Below are 24,507 nucleotides of genomic sequence, written 5' to 3' on the forward strand. Positions count from 1 at the left end.
CCTTACCCTTCGACGACGAGCGAGGCAGCGACGAGATCTTCCAGGGACGCGCCGACGGACTTGAACACGGTGATCTCTTCGGCGTCCCTGCGGCCAGCCTCCGCCCCGCTGCATAGGTCGTGCAGGTCGCCCGCGAGCCGGTCCTCTGACCACGTGCCGTCCGCGATCGGCTGCGTCAGGTCGCCGGCCTCGCGCAGGGCCCCGGCATAGGTGTCGACATAGACACGGGCGACGCGAATCAGCGCGTCGTCGCTCTCGCGCATCGCGGGCGTAAAGGCGCCCACGAGGTCGACATGGGTACCGGGGTGGACGTGACGGCCAAGCACCAGCGGCTGCGTCGAGGTCGTGGCGCAGCTGACGATGTCGGCGGCCGAGACCGCCGCCGGAAGATCGGCCGCCGGCTCGGCGGGAAGCCCCTCCTCCCGCAGCCGCGCCGCCAGGGCCTCGGCCTTCGCTGCCGAACGACCCCAGACCAGCACGCGCCGGATCGGCCGGATGGCGACGTGCGCGTGGGCGAGCGCTGGCGAGAGGTGACCGGTCCCGACAAGGGCGAGCACCGCGCTGTCCGGACGAGAGAGGTACGTCGAGGCGAGCGCCGAGGCGGCGGCGGTGCGGCGGTTCGTCAGCGCCTCGCCGTCGATCATCGCGCGGGGCGCTCCCGTCTTTCCATCGAACAGGACGTACACCGCGTGGACGGCGCCGAGGCCGCGCTCGGCATTGCGGGGGAACACGTTCACCAGCTTGACGCCGACCAGGTCACCCCGGCGCCAGGCCGGCATGGCCAGGAGGCGACCGGGCGCCTCCGCTGCGCCGACCTCGTGGGCCGTCCGGACGGGGGCCTCGATATCGGCGGCGGCGAAGGCGCCGCGCAGAGCTTCGATCAAGCGCGGATGGTCAAGGGCGGCATGAACCGCATCGTGATCGAAGAACGGAATCAAGGGATCACCTTTGAGCGCAGTCCGAGCGCGGCGGCGCCGGGCGCGGCCGTCACGGCACGATCGGGGGATGATAGGTGAAGGTCGTCATCAGGACCGCCGCCAGCACCAGCATGATCGGCAGGTGGATCATGAACTGCACCGCCGTGTAGCCGATGAGATCGCGGGATTTCAGCCCGAGCACGCCGAGCAGCGGGAGCATCCAGAACGGATTGATGAAGTTCGGCAGCGTCTCGGCGATGTTGTAGACCATCACCGTCCAGCCGAGATGGGCGCCGACCTCATTGGCCGCCTTCATCACGTAGGGAGCCTCAATCACCCACTTGCCGCCGGCCGAGGGGATGAAGAAGCCGAGCACCGCCGAGTAGATCCCGACGAGGACCGAGAAGGCCCCTGATCCGTGGGCGAGGCTGACGAACCCGTGGGCGATGGCGTCCGACAGGGTCGAGCCGTCCGCCGCCTTCACCTTGGTCAGCATGTAGGCGATGCCGCCGTAGAAGGGGAACTGGAGCAGCACGCCGGAGACGCTCGGCATCGCCTTGGCGAAGGACGCGATGAAGCCCCGCGGCCGCCAGTGCAGCAGGGCGCCGAGCAGCAGGAACACGAAATTGTAGCTGTTGAGGCCCGACATCGTGATCAGCGGGTTGCCCGCCTTGAAGGCATCGTAGAGCCACCCGGATGCGAGGACGAGGACGAGGATCGTCAGAAGCGGGCTGTGCTCCAGCCATTCGCCCGGACGACTCGCGCGGATCACCTTGGGCTGGGCGTCGACGAGGTCGATCCCAAGATCTGCGGCCGTTCGGGCATTCGCATCAGAGGGGGTGGTCAGGTAGCAGATCGCGGCCGAGAGCAGCGTGCCGAAGGCGACGACGACGAGGTTCTGCCACGTCAGGATGGTCTGCTCGAAGCCGATCACGCCCGTGATCGGCAGGAGCGAGGCCGGAATGCTGGCGGCATTGGCTTGCAGCTGTGCCGGCCCCGAGCTGATGCCGAGGGTGAAGCCGAAGCCGAGGCCGAGATAGCCCGCCGCGCCGGCGGCCCGGTAATCGAGGCGCAGATCCTGCCGGCGGGCGATTTCGCGCACCAGCAGGCCGGAGAAAATCAGGCTGACGCCCCAATTGAGCAGAGACAGCAAGATGCTGGTGATGCCAACGAACACCACGGCCCCGCGCCCGGTGCGCGGCAGGGCGGCGGCCCTGCGCATCAACCCGGCCACGGGGGGCGAGACGGCAACGACGTAGCCGCCGACCGCCACCAGCGCCATCTGCATGGTGAAGGGGATCAGGCTCCAGAAGCCGTCGCCGAACGCCTTGCTGATCGCAAGCGGTTCGCTCCCGTGGGCGAATACTCCCAGGGCGACGATGCAAGCTGCAATGAGAACGAAGACGTAGCTGTCGGGGAACCAACGCTCGGCGAAGGCCACGATCGCCTGCGAGACGCGCACGAGACGACCCTCCCGGGCTAGATCCGGGCTGGGCGGGGCGATGGGCGTCAAGGTAGCCGTATCGCTCATCGGTCGTGTCTTCCTTTCAGGCGTCGAGGACGAGGTCACTGACCGGCACAGCGCGGCAGGTCAGGCAATGGTCGGGCTCGCCGTCGTAGGGGCCGAGGTGGGCGACCGACCCGGACGCGACGGGCACGCTGCAGCTTTCGCACTGGCCCGCCCGACAGCCGCTCGGCAGCCCGAGCCCCGCCGCGTCGGCCGCGTCGAGCAGGGTTCCGGCGGAGGGCGTCCAGGTGAAGCCCGTTCCGCTGCGGGCAAGGCGCACGGTTCGCGGTGCAAGGTCAGAAGGCACGGCCATGGCCGACGCAAAGCTCTCGCTGAACACGTCGAAGCGCGGGACGCCGAGTCTTGTCAGGGCCGCCCTCCCGTCGCGGAGGAAGGCATCCGGCCCGCACAGGTACACGAGGGGGCGGCACGCCGGATCCGGCAGGGCCAGCTCGGACATGGCCGGCCGACCGGCCCGCTCGTAATCGACCCCGAGCCGATCCTCCGGGCGCGGGCGCGTGAACACGCGGGTGATCCGCAGGCGTGGGAGGGCCGCCGCGGCCTCGCGGAGGCGGACCCCGAAGGCCTCCTCCGCTCCGTTGCGGGAGATCGCGACCAGATGCACCTCGGGCGCGGAGTCCGGGCGCGCGGCAAGCGCGGCGAGGTAGCCTACGAACGGGGTGATGCCGATCCCGGCCGCGAGCAGGACGATGGGGCGATCCCCCCCAAGCGGCGGAGTGAACGTGCCTGCCGGCATTTCGAGCTCGACCGGATCGCCGGACTTCAGCCCGTGGACGAGGCTCGACATTCGTCCGGCCGGCCAGCCTTCCTGCGCGGCGTGGTGCTTGACGCCGATCTCGTAGGTCTCCGGCGTCAGGGCGTCACCCGTCAGGGAATAGGCGCGGCTAAGGCCCGGGACTGTGGCGTGGAGGATGGCGTATTGGCCGGGAAGGTAGGCGGGAACTGGACCATCATCCGCAGGCGCGAGAGTGAACGCGGCGATGTCCGCCCCCTCGCGCCGCAGCGACGCGACGCGGAACGAGCGCCGGCCTTGCCAACGTCCGCGATTGGCCCCGACGGCGCGGACAAGCTCGCAAGCCACCGCCCGCAGGGGCACGGAACCACTTACCGGATCTCGGGCCGCGTCGGACAGGGCGGCATTGACGTTCGCGCTCGTCGACCCGGCAACCGGCGAGCCCTCACGCCCCAGGGGCGGGCAATCCTCCCACCAGCCAAACTCCGTGATCACCGTCCCGCTCGGCAGCGTCGCGTCGATGCGCGCCCGCAGGTGGGCCTCGCCGTGAGCGGTCCGCACGATGACGGCATCGCCCTCGGCGATCCCGCGGAGGCGGGCGTCGTCGGGCGCCACCTCGACGGTCGGCGCTGCCGCGCGCTTCCGCAGAGAGGCGATGTGGCGGTAGGCACTGTGCACATACCAACCGGTCTTGGCGGTCGACATCACCAGCGGCAGGCCGGGCTCGTCGAGTCCTGCGGGCTCGACATGGTGGGCGAGAGGGGGCTGCCCATGCGCGAGCAGATCCTCGGAGTAGAGCGTGATCCGCCCCGTCGCCGTGGGAAAACCGACGACCGACCCGTCCTGGCGGAGGGCTTCGTATTTGCGCCGGGCCGTCGGCTGAGGCAAGCGGATGCCCCCGGGGCATGCCCGTAGGTCGTCTACCGTCAGCCCGACGGGCGCGAGCTGGTAATTCCAGCCGGCTTCGATCGAGCCGCCGAAGAACTGTTCGCCATGCCCGAGGCGACAGGCGAGATCGAAGGCGATGGCGTAGTCGGAGCGGGTGCCGCCCAGGGGCGGCACCATGGCTTGGCGCAGCTGCACCAGTTCCACCGCTTCCTGCGTGATCTCGAACCCGACCTTCAGCGCCTCGCGCTCCCAGGGCAGACTCGCCGGCAGCACGATGTCGGCATTCGCGGCGGTCGGATTCAGGAACATGTCGACGTGGACGTGGAAGTCCAGCGCTTCCAGAGCGGCTTGGTTGCGGCCCGTATCCCCCTGCGAGACCACGAAGTTCGTGCCGAAGCTCATCAAGCCGCGCACGCGGTAGGGCTCGCTCTCGAGCACGGCGCGGGTGAAATCGCGAGCGGTGATCCATCCCCGGCTCGGCGGCCCGAGGGGCAATTCGGCCAAGCCGAGGGCCTTTGCCCGCTGCGCCGGGGCCAGCAGATCGTAGGCATTCACCGATCGGGTCGGAGGGGCGGTCGTCCAGAGGTTGCCGCCGTCGCGGTCAACGGCTCCCGTAAGGGCGTAGAGCGTCGCGATCGCACGCTCGGTGGTGGTGGCGTTGGTGTGTTGCCCCACCCCCGTCCAGGAATGATAGGCGAGCCGTGGCGCGCCCGCGAAGAGCGCGTTGAAGCGCGCGATCGCCGCAGGATCGAGTTGGGTGACCGTGGCGACATGGGCCGGATCGTAAATGTCGGCCTCTTCGGTCAGCAGGCGCAGGACACTGGCACACGTGCGCCTGTTGCCCGCGGCGTCCATCAGGCGGACCTGTGTGTCGAGTTGCGCGGCAGCACCGGCAGTCGGGTCGCGTGGGTCGCGCGGCTGCGGCCGCCCCGCTTCGTCGAGCACGACAAAGCCGCTGGCGCCGGGCCACAACTCGGCGGCCTTCAGAAGACGTTCATTGGCACGATCGACGAGGAACGCCGCGTCCGTCCAGTCGTGGACGAAGGCCCTGTCGTAGCTTCCCTCCCGCAGGAGGTGGCGGATCGCCCCCATCGCCAGGGCTCCGTCCGCCCCCGGGCGGATCGGTAGCCAGAGGTCGGCCGTCTCGCCGGAGCCGCCGCGCTTGGGATCGACCACCACGACGGTCGCTCCGCGCCTGCGGGCGTCCGCGATGCGTGTCGCTTGGGCGAGCCACGTGCGGGTCGGGTTGTGGCCCCACAGCACGATGGTATCGGCCGTCTCGTAATCGGGGGTGCCGATCCCGCGGCCGAAGGTCAGGGCGTGGGCGAAATCCTTGTGCCAGCCGCAGATCTCGACGGCGTAGATCAGATTGGGGCTGCCGAAGACCCGGACGAACCGCTCCACCCATTCGAAGCTGTCGACCATCGGCGTGCCGCTCGGCGTGGTGACCGCGAAGGCGACTGTCTCAGCGCCGTGCCGTGCACGCAGATCCCCGAGACGGGCGGCAATGTCTGTCATTGCCTCGTCCCAGCCGATCTCGACCCAGCCCGGATCCGCACTGCCGCGCTCCCGGGTGCGACGAAGGGGCGTCGTCAAGCGGCGGGGGCTACCAAGAAGTTCCGGTGCAGCCCGTCCCTTGGCGCAGAGCGCTGCGCCGGTCGGATGCGCGGGATTCGGTGCGACGGAAACGAGCCGTCCGCCCTCGATCCTGTTGAGCGATCCGCAACGCGATCGGCACAGGGTGCAATAGCCTTCCTTGATGTCAGCAGACATGGAAGCAGCCTCAGTAGCGCGTCACGCATTACCATTGGGTTGGTGGTAGTTCAAGCGAGGGCCAAAACACGCTATTGGTCCTGCCGGGAGAAGGCGTGCCGTGCTGGATCGCAAAGATCGAACCAATCCGCTCGCGACGGAAGAGAACCTGCGGGAGCGAGTCGAGCGGCAGTTACGCCTCGACATACTCGCCGGTACGATCGAGCCGGGCACGGTATTCTCAGTCCCCTCGCTCTCCCGTTCTCTCGGGATCTCGACGACGCCTGTTAGGGAGGCGCTTCTCCAGCTTGCCGCCGATGATTTGCTGCAGCCGATCCGCAATCGCGGTTTCCGAGTTGTCGATCCGACGCTCGACGAGTTGCGCAACCTGTTCGAGGTTCGCGTGCAGCTCGAAGCTCAGGCCTTCGCGAAAGTCGTGCGGGCCGGAGCTGTTGACGTGAACGATTTGATGAAATGGGCTGACGAGATTGCGAGGGCTGTGCGGGATCGTGATGTGCCGGCCTATCTCGTGGCGGACCGGTCTTTTCACGAAGCGCTCTTGTCCCGTGCGGGCAACCCGATCCTTACCGGCATCGTCATGAAGCTGCGCGACAAGATGCGGCTTTACGGCATACGCTCGAAGGCTGGGCGGACGAGACAAGACGCGTCTGTGGCAGAGCACTACCGCATCGTCGACCTCGTTACAGGGCGGGTCAAGGACGATGCGATGACCCTAATGACGGACCACATCATGGCCTGGGAGCCGGTCTTTACGGAAGCAGTACTGATGCGGAGAATCAACTGAATTCGGCCTATTGCTGATCGTTTTCTATTGTAGAGACCATTCTTTCCGGAATGTATTGGCCCAATCCTCTTCTCACTACTCAATTTGTAGGCGTTTCAGTGTCGAAGGGCGTCCGCTTGGGGGGATGTGAGCAGGCCCCTCGAATGACTGAGATGGCCGCGACTGAGACCCACAAGCTGTGCTGTCACAGCGTCCGCTTCGGAGAGTCCGCGAGATGGCGCTGAGCGGCCGAGATGGGCGCAAAGCTGAATGTCGGCTTTAAGGCGAGGCCTCACCTCCAAACAGGGCGCTCAGCGGTCAACATGCGGGCGGGTTGGGCGCGGGTTAGGTCCTGGTGAGCGATCGCGCCTACGACAGTGACGCTCTGCGGGTCCAGATGGCCGAGCATGGGGCATGGACCAACGTGAAGCCGATAGCCAACCGCAAGCAAGTACTGGCGATCCGCCCGTTCCAGCATAGATACCGCAATCTGGTTTAGCGTTTTTCAGCAGGACTAATGACTTCCGCGCCGTCACCACGTGCTACGCAAAGTATTCATACGACCTGCGCACCAGCAACACACCCGCAGCCGTCGGGGCCTAACTGCGAATCTTATGCGCCCACGACTTAATTCATCAAAATCGACGAGCGATTTGTCTATGCCATGATGGCGGCAGTCAAATTGTCATTATCCCGCCCGAAGCCAACGACCGCCGGACAAAAGCCTTATTAGCGCACCTCTACGAAGTCCATAACCTGGCCGGAATATTATAAAATCTGAATAAACTGATAAACTTGCGCTTGAATCACGATCGATTCCGACAATTTATCTGAATTAATCTGCCTAATATAAAATTTATTTTTATTAATAGATCATGCGTTAGGACTCGACAGCCGCTAAAGATTTTAAGGTTAATATCCACGCTTTCGTTTTTTATATGAGTAACTCGGTTTTCGAGCTGTCGAGGGCTTGTAGACGAGCGAGTGCTTGTTAGATGATGCCATAGAGGTGGTGCACTGCCCCTCGACGTCGATATCTAGTCCCGGCAGCCATCCTTTCCCGAGGACGGCCGCCGGCGCGGTTCCCGCCGCGCCAGCGACCTGACCATCAGCGTCACCCTGCTGTAACAGGAGACAGCCACATGGCTGAGACCATCTACGGCGCAGCTGCGTCTGTGTGCAACCTTGGCCGGCCCACACGTGCCGGCCGTGCGCGCCCCCATCCCGACTTCGTCGATCACCCCTTGATCACCCCAGACGTGCAGGTGCGTTTGCTCGCCGCCGTGGACGAGACCGGCGATGCCGCGCTCAGCGACCTCGCCTTCGCCATCCCGGATCACCCGCAGCCGATCTCGGCAGTGCTCGCGCTCGTCGACGCTGGCATTCTGGGCATCGACTTGGCAAGCGTCTTCGACGCCTCTTGCCGCGTCTGGCGCCTCTCCTCCCCCCAACTCTGAACCTCGCGCCGGTGCACGGTTTCTGACCGCCATCGGCCCGTCAGTGGTCCGCTGCGGTGGACCGCTGGGTCATGCGCGCGCTGTCGCCGGTCCGAGCCAGACATTCACGCCGCCCAGCCCCGTGGGCGGCAGCCGTCCCCCAAAAGCCCGCGATCGTCGCCAGACGCCTAGTCGTCGGCAGGCCGATCTCGGTGGAGGTTTCGCATGATGAACTTCGCGATGACTCACAGCGCCAAGAAAGACACCGCATCAAGTCGGGGCATTCCGGCTGCTCAACCTCAAGCCGCCGACGAGCTGATCCCGCTCGGATCGGCCTTCACATTTGCGCAGCGCCTGTCCAGGCGCTTCGACGGCGCCCGCCTGATCACGATGCTCGGTTCCGACCTCGTGGTCGGCGTTGCCCCGATCGATGAGGTCCACATTCTGTTCCAGGAAACGGCCTTGACGTCCTACGCCGCGTACATCGCCCTGTCCCGAGCGCAGGATGGCTATTGCATCGCGGTCCACGAGCCGGATGCCGAAGCGGAGCATGTGGTCGCGGGCGACGGCGATTGCGCGTCCGGCGAAGCCAAGGTCGGCGAGACCATCAAGGTACCCCGTCGCTGGCAAGAGCACCTGCGCCTGCCGCCGCTGCGGATCGAGCGGCTCTTCATCATCGGATCGACGCACAAAGCCCGCATCGGCAAGGATGCGATCCTCGCCTTGCAGGCCTTGCTCACCCGGCAGATCCAGAGGGCCGGGCACTGCAGCGTGGTCGGGGCATCTCCGCAGGAAGCGATGCTGGAGCAGACCGACCCCGGTCTCGGCGCCCGCTGGCTGGCAGATGCGCGCCAGCTCCTTGTCGGCGCAGGCTGCCTCGCTCTCGAACCTCGCGGGACCTGGCTACGGCCTGCGATCCAGATCGCTCCGCGTGAGCGAGCGGGTTCCGACCCGGATACCCCCATCGCGGTACCGCCGTTGACGGGACTGAAGCGAGGCTACCGGCTCGATGTCCCACTGCCAGTGTTCGGTCTGCCCGAAGTGCGGCGCTATACGCTCGCGTGGCGCGAGGTCCGGGCGACCGCGGTGAGCGTTCCGGGCTGTACGATCCTGGAAGCCGGGTCGACGCTCGCCGCCGAGGATGGCTCAAGTATTCAGCCGGGGGTCGCCAACAAGCGCAGGCAGCTCGTGGCGGCGGGGGCAGCCTACCTCGGGGAGGATGGTCTCCTGCATCTCAGGGTGCCGGTGGTGATCCCGTCGCTGACCAATGGCGGTCGGCTCGCCACCGCCACCAACGTACCCGGTCGCGTGTGGTCCGCCCGGTAGCGCGCAGGATCACGACCAAGGCCCCACGGGACGCGGGTTTTCCATCACCTCTTCAGTCAGCCCCTTTTCGGCACCGCACCCTCGCGTCGGTGGCCGTTGGATCGCGCCATGACCCGACTCATTTCGACGTCTCCACCGCGCGGACCGGACCATCGACCGTCGCAGCTCGCGGCGATCGGCGGCCTCGCAGCCGATGACTCGGATCCCTCGACTGCGACCGCAGCGGTGCCGGTCATGCGGCTTCAGCTCTTATCCGACCTGCATGTCGACCTCGCTGACACCGGCCGGCTGCAGCTTGTACCCGGCGCCGACCTCGTCGTAGTGGCCGGCGACACGTGCCAGGGGGCGGTCGCCGCCTTCGCCTACCTCCGCCAGCACATCCCGGCGCCGATCCCGATCGTCATGGTGATGGGCAATCACGAGTACTACGGCGCGGTCCTGCAAGACGAGCTTGCCCGCGCCCGCGCTGCCGCCCAGAGTTTCGATATCACCCTCTTGGAGAACGACGCCGTCGTGATCGGCGGCGTGCGTATTCTCGAGTGCACGCTCTGGACGAACTACCGCTTGTTCGGCGCAGGGCATCGCCCAGTCGCCATGGCGGCCGCGCGCAGGGTGATGAACGATCATCGCCGGATCGCCGGCGCACACCTGCCGGCATGGCAGCCCTTCCTGCCCGCCGATGCCGCCGACCTGCACGCGGGCTCGGTCCGGTTCATCGCCGATACCCTCGCCATGCCGCACGATGGCCCAAGCATCGTCGTGACGCACCACGCTCCGCATCCAGAAGGCATCGCACCGCGCTTCGGACGCGATCCGGTCAGCGCTGCCTTCGCCAGCGACCTCTCGGACCTCATCGCCGCGGGGGGCCCCGAGCTTTGGCTCAGCGGCCATACCCATCACCCCATCAATCTGATGATCGGGCGCACCCGCCTCGTCTCGAATCCACACGGGTACGGAGACGAGTGCAAGGCCTTCGACCCCGCCCTCGTCATCGAGATCCCGATCACCCGCAGCAAGGAGAACCGGCCATGAGCATGCATTCTGACATGGCGACGCACGCGTGTGTAGCGGCGACGATCCCGGCCTCGGGTGACGTCGACGAGATCGAGGCCACAACCCGGAGCTCGACAGCGGCCGAACGCGAAGTTGTCGCGATGACAATCGACATGCTCGTCCGCGATCTCCCGGACGAAACTGACGTCGAAGCCAAGGAGGCCGATGCTGAGGCGGACGAATCCGGCGCGGGTGACGGCGGCGTGGGCGGCCGACGCCCGGACAGGCGAGGTGTCCGCAGGTTCGAGGGCCTAGTCGACCCGACCAGCCTCTTGGCTCAGATGGCCGTCAACACCGTCTTGCCGCTGCGCGTCTTCCGGTCTTTGCGCGAAGCTAAGCCCGTGGTGGTGGTGGTTGCGGTGCCGAGCAGCAGCTGGGTCGGACCGGTCGAGGCGGTGATCGCCCGGGTCAGCGGCCATAAGGCCACCTGCATCGCCAAGGTGAACCGGCCGCGCGCCTCCCCCACGCCGGACCCCGACGTCGATGCCGCTGAGCGTATCGCCGGAGGCCGACCCGTCGTAGCGATCACGCCGGATCGCGAATGGGTCGCCCCGGTGCTACTTGCCGCGGCCGACGCTCACATCGACGTGCCGCCGCTCGATGCCGACCTCGTCAACCGAGCCATCGGCATGTGGTGTGGGCGGCGACCGCGCCGGGCGCTCGAGCCCAAGGATCTCGCCGGCCTCGACCTACCCGACGTCGCCGCCGCCCTACGGCCGGGCGCGGCTCCGGCCGATTGCGTCGCACGCATTCGCAGGGCGAGCGACGCGCGCGTTGGCCTGACTGACGGCGAGGCGGTGACGCCGCTCGACCGTCTGACTGGCTACGGCGAAGCCCACGTCTGGGCGATGCGGACTGCGGTTGACATCGCCCGGGTGCGCCGCGGCGAGATGAAGGCCCAGCTGCTGGAAGGGGCAGTACTTCACGGGCCGCCTGGGACGGGCAAGTCGACGCTTGCGCGCTCCCTCGCCCAGGAAGCGGGGGTCATCTTTGGAGAGACGAGTGTTGGCGAATGGTTCGCCAATGGCTCCGGCTTTCTGGACAGCGTGATCAAGCAGATCTCTACTTTCTGCGATCGACTCGAGATCGCGGCCAGGCAACAGGGATGTGCGGTCGGTTTCATCGACGAACTTGATGCACTACCAAATAGATCACGCCTGGATGATCGCGGATCGTCATGGTGGTTACCCGCGATCACCTTCTGTCTGCTCAGATTCGAGCAACTGCGCCGGGCGGGCGTGGTGCTGGTCGCGGCCACAAATGACATCACGCGCATCGATCCCGCCCTACTCAGACCGGGACGATTCGATCGGTCGTTCCTGATCGGTCCACCGGATGAGGCCGGCCGCCTCGGTATCCTACGCGTTCATCTCGAAACCGACCTGTTGGATGCCGATCTCTCGCCCGTCGCGCGCCTGAGCCATGGGATGACCGGCGCGATCCTGGCCGGCGCAGTGCGGGCCGCCCGGCGCCGGGCGCAGGTGGCCGGGCGCGCTATGAACCGGGACGACTTGATGGCCGAGATCGCCCCGGCCGATCCTCGCTCGGCGGAACAGCTTCGCGCCGTGGCGCTTCATGAGGCCGGTCACGCCGTCGTCGCGATCAGGCTGGGCTTTTCGGTGATCCAGGTCTCGATCGAGGCCGGGGGGCGGCACGGCGGCTCGACCGTCGTCAGCATTGCGGATCGCTCGCCAGATCGCGCCGCGATCGAGCGACAAGTGGTCGGCCTACTCGCCGGGCGTGCCGCTGATGGAATCATCGGCGACGGTGTCGATGCAGGGGCCGCCTTCGACCTTCGCGATGCGACCCGGCAGCTCTCGGCCCTGCATGGAAGTTTCGGCCTCGGTGAGACCCTGCGCGCTGTGGTCGGCCAGCAGGACGCGGCCCTGCTGTTGCGCGAGGATCCCGCGATGGCGGCGCGGGTTGAGGCCGACTTGCACCGGCTTCAACTCGCGGCAGAAGACCTCGTCCGAGCTGATCGTGTGGCGGTGCTGGCCCTCGTCGAGGTTCTGCTCGCCCGCCGGGTGATGACCGGCGCCGAGATCGCAGAGATCGCCGCCGCGCACAAGCCGCGCATCCGGGTCCGCGCCGGCCATCGCATCGTAGTGAAGTCTCAGCATCACGACGGCATCGGATCCTGACCTGCCGCACCGAATCCGTCACCACTGCGCCGTGAATTACCCGGCCGACCGTGCCGCGTCATCGACCCGATGAGGAACCCTGCAATGCCGAGAACTGACCTCGAACTTTACCTGACGCTGGAGGATGCCGTGTGCATCGAGAACGCGCTGGTCGACTTCGAACGCCTCACCGCCGGCGAGGCCCCCGACCGACATGCGCTCGCTGCCGCGCCACTGCTCACCCAGTGGCGGCGCACGATGGTCCCAGCGATCGAGCCGGCGCTGATCGGGCGGGTGAGCGATCACCCGAAGCTTGCCGGTGAACGGTATGCGGTGACCTCGCGATTGCTGTTGCTCGATCAGACCGCCGGCTGGGCCCGGACGCTGACCCGGACTTACCGGCTCGGGCATCCGGCAGACTGAGCCTTTCCTCGCCAGCCCGACCGTTCTGCCGCTCCCGTGCTGCACGGTCGCCGGCGAGCCATCACGATCATCCAATTCCGTCCGGCGCGCATCTCATAGCATCGCGATCCATGGCCAATGAAGGAGATGTTCATGTCTACAACCGTCGTGGTGTTCGATTTGGAAACGGCGCCCGATCTCGCCGCTGTCGCGCGGGTGCACGGCCTCGATCGCGGGGACGCGGACGCGGCTCGCGACAAGCTCGGCACCGGCTTCCCGAAGCTGATCTATCATTCCATCGTTTGCATCGGCGCGCTGATCGCCACTCGCGAGGATGGCGCCTACCGGGTGCGGGCACTGGGCGCTCCGCATGTCGGCGAACGATCAGAGGGCAGGCTCATCGCCGACTTCGCGGCCAAGCTCGATCAGCTGCGGCCGCAGCTCGTGTCCTTCAACGGCCACGGCTTTGACCTGCCGACGTTGCGCTACCGCGCGATGATCAACGGCGTCGCCGCACCGGGCCTGACCTGCCGCCCATATTACCGCCGCTACGATGAATCTGCTCTCGATCTTTGCGATCTTCTCGGCAATTTCGACGCCCGCGCTAAGGTAGGTCTCGACGTCCTGTGTCGCGCCCTCAACCTGCCGGGCAAGCCGGAGAGCATCGACGGTGGCCGCGTCGCCGACTTCGTCGCGGCCGGACGCCTGGCGGAGGTCGCCGCCTACTGTGTCTCGGACGTGTGCTCGACCTACCGCCTGTTCCTCGCCTACGAGAAGTTGCGCGGTGCCCTGGATCCAGACGGGCATACCCGCAGTAGCGCCGACCTCGAACGCTTCGTCGCAGCGTCCGCCGTCGAGCACATCGATACGGCGATCGCGCCCCGCAGCAGATCAGAGGGTGCGCCGACCTGCTGCCCAGCCTGACCGATGCGAATTCGCATTTGGCTCCCGCCAAACCCCACATCGCCCGCTATCCGTACCGCGCTCGCGTCGCGTGCCGGAGTGTGGGCAGACGCCGTCGAGGTTCGCATGCCCCAGACCTGGTTCACCAGCGACACGCATTTCGGGCACACAAACGTCATCGCGTACAGCGACCGGCCCTTCCTAGACATCCGAGAGCACGACGAGGCGTTGATCGCCGCCTGGAACGCTCGGGTCGCCAGCTCCGATGAGATCTGGCACCTCGGTGACTTCGCGCTCGGCCTGGACGCTACCGCCCTCGCGCGGGTCTTCCGGCGTCTTCACGGGCGCAAGCACCTGATCGTAGGGAACCACGACGCGAGGGCGGTGCTGCGTCTGCCGTGGTCCTCACCGCCGAGGCAGATGCGCGAGATCGTCGTTGAGGACCGCCGGGTGGTACTGTGCCACTACGCGATGCGCTCGTGGCGACGAATCCACAGGGGGGCCGTGCACCTCTACGGCCACACCCATGCGACCATCACCGGAACGCGACATTCTGAAGATGCGGGCGTCGATGCCTGGGACTACGCACCCACCCGGTTGCCCGACCTGCTCGACCGCATGGCGTGCAACAGCAAGCTGGAGGACGAGCTCGAGGGCGCAGCGGTAGGGTTCAAGACAGGAAGTTAGGCCGAATCAGCAGCAGACGAGCTGCCGATTCATTGGCGAAACGCAGCAGAGCCAACCTTCATGAAAGGCGCGACCAACCGCACCAGGAATATCTCTAGCAAATTAGACGTCGTCCTCAGGTCGTCCTTTCTATGAAGCAGCAATAAGCGTAAGCTCCTAAATCATTGATTTCACTGGCGACCCCGGTTGGGCTCGAACCAACGACCTGCCGCTTAGAAGGCGGCTGCTCTATCCAGCTGAGCTACGGAGTCTCGGGTGCCAGCGCGCCCAAAAGCCACGGGCTCGGCTGACGGTCAAGCGTCTGCGCCACGGACGACGGTCGCCGGGTAGCAGGCGCCGCCGTCCGTCTCCCGAGGCCGGCATGGCGGGGTTGCGGCGCGGGGTGGATCCGGACAGGCCGGGCGTGGTTCATGCGGGGGCGCCGCGCCCGCACAGGAGTCCGAGGTTGCCTGGCCCGAATCCCTCCGCATCGTCCCCCGAGCGTACCCGGCGCCGCCGGGCCGCCGGTCGGGGCAGCCTCGCACGGCCCGGGGCGGATCTGCGGCGCCTGCCCACGGGTCTCGACCTGCGCAACATCCGGCTGGTCGAGGGCGTGCGCGCGGCCTTCGCGTTCGGCGTCGTCATCCTGATCAATATCTGGGTGCAATGGCCGCCCCTGCTGACCATGGCGCTGGCCGCCAACCTCGCCTGCTTCTGCGACACGGGCGGGCCGATGCGGGTGCGCCTGCGGGTGCTCACCGCCTTCTCGCTGCTCGGCGGCCTGCTCTGGGCCGGGCTCGGACTGCTGCAGCCTCTGGGGCTGCCGGTGGTGGTGCCGGTCGCCTGCGCGGTGATCTTCGCCTGCTCCTACGTCCGGGTCTGGAGCGTGCAGGCGCAAGCGGCCGGGAACGTGCTGGTGGTCGTGCTGTGCATCGCCCTCGACCGGCCGCTCACCCTGGAGCAGGCCGGGATCGTGGCGCTGATGTTCGCAGCCGGCGGGCTCTGGGCGACGCTGCTCGCCCTGGTGATCTGGCGCCTGCACCCGTACCGCCCGGCGCACCGGGCGGTGGCCGAGGTCTGGCACGGCCTGGCGCGGCTCTGCGGCGACCTCGAGCGGCTCGTCGCCCTGACCGATCCCGACGCGGACGCGTTCGACGGGCATGCGCGGGGCCATCGGCGCGGCGTGCGCGCGAGCATCGAGACCGCCCGGACCATGATCCTCGACATGGCCCGCTCCCGCGAACGCGTCTCCGAGCGCACCGCCCAGGCCCTGTTGCGCCTGGAGAGCGCCGAGCAGATTTTTTCCGCCCTGATCGCCGTTTCGGAGCTGATCGAGAGCCGGCCCGATGCCCGCCGCCGGGCCCTGGCCAAAACGTTCCTGCGGCGCCTGCGACCGCTGCTCGTCACCATCGCCCGGGCGATCCGCGACGATGCCAGCCTCGATCTCGGCCGGCTGGAGCACGCCATCGCCCGGGCGGCGGAGGGCTTGTCGGAGGACGCGACCCTGGCGCGGCTGGCCGATGGAATCGTCGGGCGCGTGCGGATCGGCGCCAAGCTCTCGACGCCCGAGGGCTACCGGCCCGGCGGCACCCTCACGGATGGCCGCAGCCTCGACCGCTGGACCCGCTATGCCGAGCCGCTCCGGCAGAACTTCACCCTCGCCTCGCCGAACCTCCGGCACGCCCTGCGGGCCACCGCGGTCGCGGCGCCGGCGCTCGCCGCCACCCTGACCTATGCCGGGGCGTTCACCCACTGGCTGGTGATGACCGTGGTGCTGACCATGCAGCCGTTCTACGCCGCGACCTGGCAGCGGGCGCTGGAGCGGATCGGCGGCACGGTGCTGGGCGGCCTCGCGGGCGCGGTGCTGGCCTATTACGCCACGACCCCGCTGGTGGAGGCCGGGCTGATCCTCGTGCTCAGCGTGGTCGGCTTCGCGGCGCGCCAGATCTCCTACGGCTTCTTCATCACCTGCCTGACCCCGCTGGTGGTGCTGCTGGTCGAATTGCTGGAGCCGGGCCACAGCTCCTGGGAGATCGTCGGCATGCGCGCCGGTTTCACGGTGCTGGGCGGGTTGATCGCGGTGGCGAGCTGCCTAGTGCTCTGGCCGATCTGGGAGCCGGATCAGGTCCGCCAGGAATTGCGGCGGGCGCTCAAGGCCCATGCCGGCTTCGCCGAGGCCGTGCTGCTCAGCCCCCCCGGGGAGGCGCGCGAGGCTGCGGTGCTGGCTCGGGCCCGGGCGGCGGGCCTCGCCCTCAACGACCTGGAAGCGGCCCTGTCGCGCGCCCTACAGCAGCCCCGGGCCGGCGGCCACCCGGAGGTGGAGGCCGCCATGGTGGCGGACGCGACCCTGCGCCGGATCAGCGCCCGGCTCACGGTGTTGCGCCACGCCCCCGAGGCCGCCGCCCCGGAGGCGCAAGGCTGGCGGACCTGGATCGCCGCCACCCTGGCGGCGCTCGGGGAAGACCGTCCGTTGCCCGCTCGTCCCGATCTCGACCGGGGCCAGTCGCTTGCCCGATTGGTGAGCCAGGTCGACCTGCTGAGCGGGACGCTGCGCCCGGGAGAGCTCCGCGCGATCGCTGGCGCGGGACCGGAGGCGGAGGCCGTCGCGTGCGACGGCCGGGCCGTCCCGGCGACCTGACGAGAGGCCGGCCCGCGGACGATCCGCGGGCCGCGTCTGGTCTCAGTACCGCGGCAGGGCGTTGGCCGGGCCGCCGGCATGTGGGCCGGCATAGCGGTAGGCGGGAGCCGATGCGGACTCGGGCCGACCCTGCTGCAGGAATCCGGCATGGCCGATCCAGCCCGAATAGGCCGAAGCCGGGTAGGGCGAATGCCTCGAGTCTATTCCCTGTGCGAGGGCCGGCGAGGCAGCGGCAGCCAACAAGGCGGCGGCGGCGAGCATGCGCATGGTCATGATGATCTCCTAGTGTCTGCGTCCGACTTCGACGGGAAGTCATCCGGTCAACCGTGTCGGGTGAGGAAGATCGTCGATGCGGCGGTCTTGATCGCTCGGGCTCTGCTTGGCCGAATGTGACCTCTCAACGGGGATCGTCTGCCCGTGGTTCGACCGATGCTGTGCGCTGGCGCACGCAAGAGACCAGATACGTTCGGAATGCCGGGATTAGGCTGGGCAGGGTGCCACCGACCTTCCATGGCGAAGCAATCATTGACATCACGGTGCATCTCTGGATTTCGTTTAATTATTTACGCTGCATGTAAGTCGATAACGGCGCTATTTTCTGTTATGATTTCGACATTATTACAGATCATGGTGTGAAATTTAATATCGATTCAATTTATGTGATGAAAATTGATATGCGGACAATCCCAATCCTCATCGGCCTGCTGGTGGCGCTGACGGCGCCACATGAGGCGGCTGCGCAAGCCTGGACGTTCAAGGAGCCGAAAGCCTCCGGGTGGAGGGCCGACACGCTGAGCGCACTTAGCACCGAACTTCATGATGAAGCCGTCACGGCGTTCCTGGTCATTCAAGACGGCAGCATCGTCGCGGCTTGGGGCGACACGGCGCGCAAGGTCAACGTCGCATCGATCCGCAAAAGCCTGCTGAGCGCGCTATACGGAAGACTTATCACCGACGGAAAGTTGAGCCTGACGCGCACGCTCGCCGAACTCGGCATCGACGACGACGAACCGGCGCTGAATCCTGCAGAAAAACGCGCGACCCTCCGGGATCTCTTGATGTCGCGATCCGGCATTTATCATGCGGCCGCCTACGAAACCGGCGACATGCGCCGCAAACGTCCCGTGCGCGGCAGCCACGATCCGGGGACGTTCTGGTACTACAACAACTGGGACTTCAACGCGCTCGGCACGATCTATCGCGAGGCCGCGGGCGAGACCATCTTCGACGGCTTCGCCAAGCGCATCGCCATTCCCATCGGGATGGAGGATTTTTCCGCCTCGGACGGGCGCTATGTCGGTGCGCCGATGTCCCGGCACCCGGCCTACCGGTTCGATCTCACCGCCCGAGACTTGGCGCGCTTCGGCCAGCTCATCCTCGACGGCGGCCGATGGAACGACAGGCCCATCATCTCCGCGTCATGGATCGAGGATTCGACGAGTCTCCATTCGGACACCGATCATCATGCGCTGGGCTACGGCTATCTGTGGTGGATCCTCCCGGTGGACCGCTTCGGCCCGGGCGCGGCGCTGGCATCCGGTTATGGCGGCCAGAAGCTCGCGATCGTGCCGGCCAAACATCTCGTCGTGGTGCAGCTGATCGAGAAGCGGGACGGTCCTCACCGCGATCGGACCGGTGATTTCCTCGACCGGTTGAGCCGTCTGATGGCGGCAGCTCCATGAGGGACCGCACGCGGGAGCGCGCCCGCGACCTGACAGGCCGCCACCGCGCTCCGTCTCGGGCCCCCGAGCGATCGAGGATGCGTCGCGCGAGGAAGCGTGCCACAGACCGCCCCGAAAGGGATGGACCATGAACGGGATCGCGTCAGGAACTCCGCCATGCGGTTGATCGTCGGCCTCGGAAACCCGGGTTCGCGCTACGCGAACAACCGGCACAATATCGGCTTCCTGGCCGTCGACGCGATCGCCCGGCAGCACCGGGCGAGCCCGTTCCGGCACCGGTTCCAGGGCGAGGCCGCCGAGGTTGTGCTGGGCACCGAGCGGGCGATTCTGCTGAAGCCCTCGACCTTCATGAACGAGTCCGGGCGCTCGGTCGCGGAGGCGCAGCGCTTCTACAAGATCCCCTTGAGCGACGTGATCGTGCTGCACGACGAGCTCGATCTCGCCCCGGCCAAGCTCCGGGTGAAGCTCGGCGGCGGCAATGCCGGCCATAACGGCCTGCGCTCGATCACCGCCCAATGCGGCAACGAGTATCGCCGGGTGCGGCTCGGCATCGGCCATCCCGGCGACAAGGCGCTGGTGCATTCTTACGTGCTCAACGATTTCGGCAAGGCCGAGCTGCCCTGGGTCGAGGATCTCTGCCACGCGGTGGCCGACCACGCCGCGCTGCTGGCGGCGGGCGAGGATGCGAGCTTCCAGAACAAGGTCCACCTCGCCATGGCCGGCCGGGGCTGGGACGCAGTGAAGACGCTGGGTTCCAAAAATTGACACGAAAACACGAGGACACGATATAGACGGCGGAGGCTGCCATGAAGAACGTCACCGTGACGATGAGCGAGGCCCTGCTGCAGCGGGCGCGTGTCGCCGCCGCGCGCGACGGCAAGAGCCTGTCGCGGTTCGTCGCCGAAGCCGTCGAGCAGCGCGTCGGCCGGCCGCTGACGCAGCTCGAAGCGATCGAGCGGTTCCTGGCCGGCCCCCCAATGAACCTGACCGACGAGAACGGACGCGCCCCGACACGCGACCAGCTCTACGATGACTGACCAGGTCTTCGTAGATACCAACGTGCTGATTTATGGGCGCGACGCCAAGCAGAGCGACAAAAAGGCGACCGCCCAGGAATGGGTGCGAAGCCTCGGCGCACAGGGCGCCGCGCGCATCAACATGCAGGTCCTCAACGAGTTGACACGTTGGATCCTGAGGAACGAGCCGAGGCGTCCACTCGCCGACATCCAGCAGGAGATCGAGGCGCTTAAGGTCTGGGGCGACAAGCCCCTGGACGAGGAGGAACTCGAGGTCGCCTGGGCGGTGCGGGACAAGCTGGGCTATCAGTGGTTCGATTGCCTCCTGGTAGCCGCGGCCCAGCTCGCCGGATGCCGATACTTCCTGACCGAGGATATGGCACACGGCGCCGTGTTCGAGGGCCTGACCCTCATCAACCCTTTCCGCGCGTCGCCCGGCGACGTGCTTCAACGGAACTGAGTCCATGGGCTTCAAATGCGGCATCGTCGGCCTGCCGAACGTCGGCAAGTCGACCCTGTTCAACGCTCTGACGCAGACGGCGGCCGCGCAGGCGGCGAACTACCCGTTCTGCACCATCGAGCCGAATGTCGGCGAGGTGGCGGTGCCGGATCCGCGCCTGGACGACCTCGTCCGGATCGCGAGCTCGAAGGAAAAAATCCCGACGCGGCTGACCTTCGTGGACATTGCCGGGCTGGTGCGCGGCGCCTCCAAGGGCGAGGGCCTGGGCAACCAGTTCCTGGCCAACATCCGTGAGGTCGACGCGATCGCCCACGTGGTCCGCTGCTTCACCGATGGCGACGTCACCCATGTCGAGGGCAAGGTCGATCCGGCGGCCGATATCGAGACCATCGAGACCGAGCTGATGCTGGCCGATCTCGACAGCCTGGAGCGCCGGGCCGTCGCCCTGGAGAAGAAGGCCAAGGGCGCCGACAAGGAGGCCAAGGAAAGCCTCGACCTCGTCAACCGCGCCCTGCCGCTGCTGCGCGAGGGCAAGCCGGCGCGGCTGGTCGAGCGCAAGCCGGACGAGGAAAAACTGTTCCAGTCCCTCGGGCTGATGACCGCCAAGCCGGTGCTCTACGTCTGCAATGTCGACGAGACGGATGCCGACAAGGGCAACGCCTACTCGGATGCGGTGTTCGCCCGGGCCAAGGCCGAGGGTGCCATCGCCGTGGTGGTCTCGGCCAAGATCGAGAGCGAGATCGCCGTGATGCCGGAGGGCGACCAGGCCGAGTTCCTGGAGGCGGTGGGGCTGACCGAGCCCGGCCTCAACCGGGTGATCCGCGCCGGCTACGATCTGCTGGGCCTCGTGACCTACTTCACGGTCGGCCCCAAGGAGGCCCGGGCCTGGACGATCACCAAAGGCACCCGCGCCCCAGGGGCCGCCGGGGTGATCCACTCGGATTTCGAGAAGGGCTTCATCCGCGCCGAGACCATCGCGTTCCAGGACTACACCACGCTCGGCGGTGAATCCGGTGCCCGTGATGCCGGCAAGCTGCGGCTCGAGGGCAAGGACTACGTGGTGCAGGACGGCGACGTGCTGCATTTCCGCTTCGCCAACTGAGCCCCTCCCCCTGACGCACTGGACGAGGCTGCCATGCCGGACCCCGCGGTCGAGGATTTTTCCGTCGGCGACGTCATCGTCGGCGAGCCCCTGACGGTCGGCCGCGACGCCATCGTCGGCTTCGCGCGGGCCTTCGACTTCCAGCCGTTCCACCTCGACGAGGCGGCCGCGGAGGCGACCTTCGCGGGACGGCTGATCGCGTCGGGCTGGCACACGGCGGCGCTGGGGATGCGGCTGCTGCAGCGGGGGCCGTTCCAAGGCGGCTCATCGCTCGGCGCGCCCGGGATCGACGAGCTGCGCTGGCTGGCGCCGGTCCTGCCCGGGGATGCCCTGACGCTGACCTTCCGGGTCGTGGGGATGCGGGATTCGGCCTCGAAGCCGGGGCTCGGCTTCGTGACGGCCGAGGTCGCCCTCGGCAACCCGCGCGGCGAGACGGTGCTGACCCAGCGCTTCACATTCATGCTGGCCCGCCGCGGCACCGATCCCCTGCCCCCGCGCCCCGTCGAGATCAGCGAGCCGGAGCCGGTGGCGGAGCCGGAGGATGTCGAAATCCTGCCGTTCCTACGCGACGCCGAGATCGGCTGGGTCCGCGACCTCGGGGCCTACCCGTTCAGCGCCGCGGCGATCGTGGCCTTCGCCGAGGCCTACGACCCGCAGGCGTTCCATCTCGACCAGGCCGCGGCCAGGCGCAGCCATTTCGGCGGCCTGTGCGCCTCCGGCTGGCACACCGCCGCCGCCTACATGAACCGGCTGCTCACCACCCGCGCGCGCGACGCCGCCTACACGGCCACCCGCGGCCCCGTCCCGGAAGCCGGCCCCTCCCCGGGCTTCAAGAATTTGCGCTGGCTCAAACCCGTTTACGCTGGCGATACGGTCCGGTTCAGCACCCGCCTCACCGACAAGCGCGCCTCCGCCTCCCGCCCCGGCTGGGGCCTGGCGTTTGCCCGCAACACCGGTGTGAACCAGCGCGGCGAGCCGGTCTTTTCGTTCGACAGTGCGGTGTTCCATCGCTGGGAGCCGTGAGGCGCAGCCTCGCGGTTCTCGACGTCCGCCTCCGATTGCAACGCGATGGGCCGTGGTTCGAGGATCAGGTGGAGGTCGGCCGATGACGGATCTACTTGAGAAAGCGGTTGCGGCCGTGCGGCAGATGCCGGCCGACGATCAGGATGCCATCGCCCAAGCCATGCTCAGCATGGCCAAGATCGCGGACCCGCTTGCTATCGAGCACGAGCACGTGGCCGCTGTTATGGCCGGGCTGGAACAGTCCGAGCGCGGTGCGTTCGTGGAGGGCGAGGCCAGCACGATCATCGCTCGGGCCTTCGCCCGCGTTGCGTCTGCTCAGCCATCGATATCCGCGTTTATCACGCATCCGGCATCGAACCGGGATCGCGGGCGCTGTAGCGAACGGCATGAACGATGATGGCCGCGTCCGTGACTTCGTAGAAGATCAGGTAAGGATAAGGGATCGTGGTCAGGCGGCGAATGGTCGGATCGTCGGTTTGCTGTCCGAGCATCGGGTAATCTGCGAGCCGCTCCAATGCGTCCTTGATCCGTCGCCGGACATGCCGGGCACCTTCCGGCGATCGAGCCTCGATATATTCGGTCAGCGCGGCAAGGTCGGTCAAAGCAGGACGGGTGAAGCGAAGTTTCACAGGCCGTGCTTCGTCCAGATCGCCCTCACTTCCTCGTCCGTCGCGAACTCGCCCCGCGCTGCCGCCGACTTCGATGCGGCGATGGCATCCCGTTCTTCCCGCGTCAAGATGACGGGCTCGACCTCATCGCTGGCGAGATTCAACAGCATGCGCGCGAACGCATCTTGCGTCTCCGGGGGAAGCGCGCGGACGCGCGCGATGGCCTGATCGAGAAGCTCAGTCATGCGCTCATCATGCCCATGATTGCCACACACACCATGTCGCCTCCGAAGCCCCCCTCACGCCGCCTTCCGCCGCTCCGGATACAGCCCGTAAAGCCCCTCTTCGTTGGCCGCGCAGATGCCGCGCTCGGTGATGATTCCGGTCACCAGCCGAGCCGGCGTCACGTCGAAGGCCGGGTTCGCCACCGGGCTGCCCGGCGAGACCACCTCGATCGTGGCGAAGCCGCCATCTTCCAGGCGGCCGGTCATGTGGGTGACCTCGCGGCCGTCGCGCTCCTCGATCGGGATCTCTCTCACGCCGTCGTGGAGCGTCCAGTCGATCGTCGAGAACGGCAGGGCCGCGTAGAACGGCACGCGGTTGTCGTGGGCGGCCAGCGCCTTCAGGTAGGTGCCGATCTTGTTGCAGACGTCTCCGCTCGCCGTGGTCCGGTCCGAGCCGACGATGCACAGGTCGACACCGCCATGCTGCATCAGGTGGCCGCCGGCATTGTCGGCGATCACCGTGTGCGGCACGCCGTGGCCGTGGAGCTCGAAGGCGGTGAGCGCCGCGCCCTGGCTGCGCGGCCGGGTCTCGTCCACCAGCACGTGCACCGGCACGCCGCGCTCGTGGGCGGCGTAGATCGGCGCCAGCGCGGTGCCCCAATCCACCGTGGCAAGCCAGCCGGCGTTGCAATGGGTCAGCACCGTGACCGGGCGCCCGCCATTGGCCTTGTGCAGGTCGGCGATGATCTGGCCGCCATGGGCGCCGATCGAGCGGCAGCTCGCCACATCCTCCTCGGCGATGCGGCCGGCCTCCGCGAAGGCGCGCACGAAGCGCTCGGCCGGCTGGATCTGCCGCAGGTTGCCGGCGACCCGGTCCAGCGCCCAGCGCAGGTTGATCGCCGTCGGGCGGGTCGCGGCGAGCACCGCCACCGCCCGGTCGATCCCCTCCATCGAGGGATCGGCCCGCATCGCGAGCGCGAGCCCGTAGGCCGCGGTGACGCCGATCAGCGGCGCGCCGCGCACGATCATGGTGCGGATCGCCAGGGCGGCGTCGTCGAGGGTGGCAAGCCGCTTCAGCTCGAACGCGAAGGGCAGGCGTGTCTGGTCGATCACCTGGACGCTGACGCCGTCCGGGTCCGGGAAGATCGTGCGATAGGGTGTGCCGTCGATATTCATGGCGGTTTCTGTGCCATAGTGGGGCGGTTTTTGCACCACCCCGCACTGGGTCCCGCGCGATCCCGGTGGG

23 protein-coding genes, 1 tRNA gene and 1 pseudogene are annotated in these 24,507 nt (G+C 67.5%); 16 read left to right on the forward strand and 9 right to left on the reverse strand.

Annotation, left to right across the window (positions count from 1 at the left end):
* Window positions 1-2: 2 nt before the first annotated feature.
* Genes MKK67_RS29895 through MKK67_RS29905 form a run of 3 tightly spaced genes read right to left on the reverse strand, consistent with a single transcriptional unit; the run spans window position 3 to window position 5,839 of the window.
* Window positions 3-938 (reverse strand): ornithine cyclodeaminase family protein, encoded by a 936-nt coding sequence (locus tag MKK67_RS29895; RefSeq protein ID WP_243959409.1) that lies wholly within the window; start codon window positions 936-938, stop codon window positions 3-5.
* Between the two features lie 49 nt (window positions 939-987).
* Complete coding sequence (locus MKK67_RS29900) at window positions 988-2,448, reverse strand: short-chain fatty acid transporter (protein ID WP_147907758.1); 1,461 nt, start codon at window positions 2,446-2,448, stop codon at window positions 988-990.
* Between the two features lie 16 nt (window positions 2,449-2,464).
* A complete protein-coding gene (locus tag MKK67_RS29905; RefSeq protein ID WP_243972373.1) occupies window positions 2,465-5,839 on the reverse strand; it encodes a molybdopterin-dependent oxidoreductase in 3,375 nt (1,124 codons plus the stop codon).
* A gap of 100 nt (window positions 5,840-5,939) precedes the next feature.
* Here MKK67_RS29905 and MKK67_RS29910 point away from each other — a divergent pair, with 100 nt between their 5' ends.
* The 9 genes and pseudogenes from MKK67_RS29910 to MKK67_RS29950 all read left to right on the forward strand — a co-directional run bounded on the left by MKK67_RS29910 (window position 5,940) and on the right by MKK67_RS29950 (window position 14,529).
* Complete coding sequence (locus MKK67_RS29910) at window positions 5,940-6,623, forward strand: GntR family transcriptional regulator (RefSeq protein ID WP_243972374.1); 684 nt, start codon at window positions 5,940-5,942, stop codon at window positions 6,621-6,623.
* Between the two features lie 284 nt (window positions 6,624-6,907).
* Window positions 6,908-7,154 (forward strand): annotated as a pseudogene (locus tag MKK67_RS29915) (IS5/IS1182 family transposase); the annotation flags it as partial.
* Between the two features lie 590 nt (window positions 7,155-7,744).
* Complete coding sequence (locus tag MKK67_RS29920; RefSeq protein WP_147910756.1) at window positions 7,745-8,059, forward strand: hypothetical protein; 315 nt, start codon at window positions 7,745-7,747, stop codon at window positions 8,057-8,059.
* A 204-nt stretch (window positions 8,060-8,263) separates the two neighbouring features.
* Window positions 8,264-9,364 carry a hypothetical protein gene (locus tag MKK67_RS29925; RefSeq protein WP_147910755.1) on the forward strand — a complete coding sequence of 367 codons (1,101 nt, stop codon included), beginning with the start codon at window positions 8,264-8,266 and terminating at the stop codon, window positions 9,362-9,364.
* A gap of 96 nt (window positions 9,365-9,460) precedes the next feature.
* Entirely contained in the window at window positions 9,461-10,396 is a 936-nt protein-coding gene (locus MKK67_RS29930; protein WP_243972380.1) for a metallophosphoesterase, read from the forward strand.
* The gene (locus MKK67_RS29935; RefSeq protein ID WP_147910754.1) at window positions 10,393-12,558 is read left to right on the forward strand and encodes an AAA family ATPase; all 2,166 of its coding nucleotides are present in this window, start codon (window positions 10,393-10,395) and stop codon (window positions 12,556-12,558) included. Before MKK67_RS29930 ends, MKK67_RS29935 begins: the two co-directional genes overlap by 4 nt.
* A gap of 84 nt (window positions 12,559-12,642) precedes the next feature.
* Window positions 12,643-12,960: a DUF6634 family protein gene (locus MKK67_RS29940; RefSeq protein ID WP_147910753.1), complete on the forward strand. Its 318-nt coding sequence runs from the start codon at window positions 12,643-12,645 to the stop codon at window positions 12,958-12,960.
* Window positions 12,961-13,092: 132 nt separating this feature from the next.
* On the forward strand, window positions 13,093-13,863 hold the full coding sequence (locus MKK67_RS29945) for a 3'-5' exonuclease (RefSeq protein WP_243972381.1): 771 nt from the start codon (window positions 13,093-13,095) through the stop codon (window positions 13,861-13,863).
* Between the two features lie 105 nt (window positions 13,864-13,968).
* The gene (locus MKK67_RS29950; protein WP_243959399.1) at window positions 13,969-14,529 is read left to right on the forward strand and encodes a metallophosphoesterase family protein; all 561 of its coding nucleotides are present in this window, start codon (window positions 13,969-13,971) and stop codon (window positions 14,527-14,529) included.
* Window positions 14,530-14,703: 174 nt separating this feature from the next.
* Here the strand turns inward: MKK67_RS29950 and MKK67_RS29955 are convergent.
* Window positions 14,704-14,780, reverse strand: a tRNA-Arg gene (locus tag MKK67_RS29955).
* Between the two features lie 194 nt (window positions 14,781-14,974).
* Between MKK67_RS29955 and MKK67_RS29960 the strand changes: the two genes are divergently transcribed.
* Window positions 14,975-17,146 carry an FUSC family protein gene (locus MKK67_RS29960; protein ID WP_243972382.1) on the forward strand — a complete coding sequence of 724 codons (2,172 nt, stop codon included), beginning with the start codon at window positions 14,975-14,977 and terminating at the stop codon, window positions 17,144-17,146.
* Window positions 17,147-17,188: 42 nt separating this feature from the next.
* Here the strand turns inward: MKK67_RS29960 and MKK67_RS29965 are convergent, their stop codons facing one another.
* Entirely contained in the window at window positions 17,189-17,419 is a 231-nt protein-coding gene (locus MKK67_RS29965; RefSeq protein WP_243972383.1) for a hypothetical protein, read from the reverse strand.
* 359 nt (window positions 17,420-17,778) lie between these two features.
* Here MKK67_RS29965 and MKK67_RS29970 point away from each other — a divergent pair, with 359 nt between their 5' ends.
* From MKK67_RS29970 to MKK67_RS29995, 6 genes are all read left to right on the forward strand, one after another.
* Entirely contained in the window at window positions 17,779-18,828 is a 1,050-nt protein-coding gene (locus tag MKK67_RS29970) for a serine hydrolase domain-containing protein (protein WP_243972384.1), read from the forward strand.
* 156 nt (window positions 18,829-18,984) lie between these two features.
* Window positions 18,985-19,593: an aminoacyl-tRNA hydrolase gene (gene pth, locus MKK67_RS29975; RefSeq protein WP_243972385.1), complete on the forward strand. Its 609-nt coding sequence runs from the start codon at window positions 18,985-18,987 to the stop codon at window positions 19,591-19,593.
* A 41-nt stretch (window positions 19,594-19,634) separates the two neighbouring features.
* Window positions 19,635-19,865 (forward strand): hypothetical protein, encoded by a 231-nt coding sequence (locus tag MKK67_RS29980; protein ID WP_147907930.1) that lies wholly within the window; start codon window positions 19,635-19,637, stop codon window positions 19,863-19,865.
* Window positions 19,858-20,304: a PIN domain-containing protein gene (locus tag MKK67_RS29985; protein ID WP_243972386.1), complete on the forward strand. Its 447-nt coding sequence runs from the start codon at window positions 19,858-19,860 to the stop codon at window positions 20,302-20,304. Before MKK67_RS29980 ends, MKK67_RS29985 begins: the two co-directional genes overlap by 8 nt.
* Window positions 20,305-20,308: 4 nt before the next feature.
* Window positions 20,309-21,406: a redox-regulated ATPase YchF gene (ychF, locus tag MKK67_RS29990; protein WP_243972395.1), complete on the forward strand. Its 1,098-nt coding sequence runs from the start codon at window positions 20,309-20,311 to the stop codon at window positions 21,404-21,406.
* 33 nt (window positions 21,407-21,439) lie between these two features.
* The gene (locus MKK67_RS29995) at window positions 21,440-22,429 is read left to right on the forward strand and encodes a MaoC/PaaZ C-terminal domain-containing protein (protein WP_243972397.1); all 990 of its coding nucleotides are present in this window, start codon (window positions 21,440-21,442) and stop codon (window positions 22,427-22,429) included.
* Between the two features lie 91 nt (window positions 22,430-22,520).
* On the opposite strand, the gene MKK67_RS30000 is transcribed toward MKK67_RS29995, so the two are convergent.
* Genes MKK67_RS30000 through mtnA form a run of 4 tightly spaced genes read right to left on the reverse strand, consistent with a single transcriptional unit; the run spans window position 22,521 to window position 24,437 of the window.
* Window positions 22,521-22,775, reverse strand: a complete 255-nt coding sequence (locus MKK67_RS30000) for a hypothetical protein (RefSeq protein WP_243972399.1) — start codon at window positions 22,773-22,775, stop codon at window positions 22,521-22,523.
* Window positions 22,768-23,058, reverse strand: coding sequence for a type II toxin-antitoxin system RelE/ParE family toxin (locus MKK67_RS30005; protein WP_243972401.1), 291 nt, complete (start codon window positions 23,056-23,058; stop codon window positions 22,768-22,770). Before MKK67_RS30005 ends, MKK67_RS30000 begins: the two co-directional genes overlap by 8 nt.
* Window positions 23,055-23,282 carry a hypothetical protein gene (locus tag MKK67_RS30010; protein WP_243972403.1) on the reverse strand — a complete coding sequence of 76 codons (228 nt, stop codon included), beginning with the start codon at window positions 23,280-23,282 and terminating at the stop codon, window positions 23,055-23,057. The genes MKK67_RS30005 and MKK67_RS30010 overlap by 4 nt, the downstream gene beginning before the upstream one ends.
* A gap of 54 nt (window positions 23,283-23,336) precedes the next feature.
* A complete protein-coding gene (gene mtnA / locus MKK67_RS30015; protein WP_243972404.1) occupies window positions 23,337-24,437 on the reverse strand; it encodes an S-methyl-5-thioribose-1-phosphate isomerase in 1,101 nt (366 codons plus the stop codon).
* Window positions 24,438-24,507 lie beyond the last annotated feature (70 nt).

This window comes from Methylobacterium sp. J-072 (assembly GCF_022829425.1).
Lineage (GTDB): Bacteria > Pseudomonadota > Alphaproteobacteria > Rhizobiales > Beijerinckiaceae > Methylobacterium.

Coding starts and splice junctions, on each gene's coding strand:
- MKK67_RS29900 (WP_147907758.1), bottom strand. CDS start 2,448: ATGAGCGATACGGCTACCTTGACGCCCATCGCCCCGCCCAGCCCGGAT.
- MKK67_RS29905 (WP_243972373.1), bottom strand. CDS start 5,839: ATGTCTGCTGACATCAAGGAAGGCTATTGCACCCTGTGCCGATCGCGT.
- MKK67_RS29920 (WP_147910756.1), top strand. CDS start 7,745: ATGGCTGAGACCATCTACGGCGCAGCTGCGTCTGTGTGCAACCTTGGC.
- MKK67_RS29925 (WP_147910755.1), top strand. CDS start 8,264: ATGATGAACTTCGCGATGACTCACAGCGCCAAGAAAGACACCGCATCA.
- MKK67_RS29935 (WP_147910754.1), top strand. CDS start 10,393: ATGAGCATGCATTCTGACATGGCGACGCACGCGTGTGTAGCGGCGACG.
- MKK67_RS29940 (WP_147910753.1), top strand. CDS start 12,643: ATGCCGAGAACTGACCTCGAACTTTACCTGACGCTGGAGGATGCCGTG.
- MKK67_RS29945 (WP_243972381.1), top strand. CDS start 13,093: ATGTCTACAACCGTCGTGGTGTTCGATTTGGAAACGGCGCCCGATCTC.
- MKK67_RS29950 (WP_243959399.1), top strand. CDS start 13,969: ATGCCCCAGACCTGGTTCACCAGCGACACGCATTTCGGGCACACAAAC.
- MKK67_RS29965 (WP_243972383.1), bottom strand. CDS start 17,419: ATGACCATGCGCATGCTCGCCGCCGCCGCCTTGTTGGCTGCCGCTGCC.
- pth (WP_243972385.1), top strand. CDS start 18,985: ATGCGGTTGATCGTCGGCCTCGGAAACCCGGGTTCGCGCTACGCGAAC.
- MKK67_RS29980 (WP_147907930.1), top strand. CDS start 19,635: ATGAAGAACGTCACCGTGACGATGAGCGAGGCCCTGCTGCAGCGGGCG.
- MKK67_RS29985 (WP_243972386.1), top strand. CDS start 19,858: ATGACTGACCAGGTCTTCGTAGATACCAACGTGCTGATTTATGGGCGC.
- ychF (WP_243972395.1), top strand. CDS start 20,309: ATGGGCTTCAAATGCGGCATCGTCGGCCTGCCGAACGTCGGCAAGTCG.
- MKK67_RS29995 (WP_243972397.1), top strand. CDS start 21,440: ATGCCGGACCCCGCGGTCGAGGATTTTTCCGTCGGCGACGTCATCGTC.
- MKK67_RS30000 (WP_243972399.1), bottom strand. CDS start 22,775: ATGCGTGATAAACGCGGATATCGATGGCTGAGCAGACGCAACGCGGGC.
- MKK67_RS30010 (WP_243972403.1), bottom strand. CDS start 23,282: ATGACTGAGCTTCTCGATCAGGCCATCGCGCGCGTCCGCGCGCTTCCC.
- mtnA (WP_243972404.1), bottom strand. CDS start 24,437: ATGAATATCGACGGCACACCCTATCGCACGATCTTCCCGGACCCGGAC.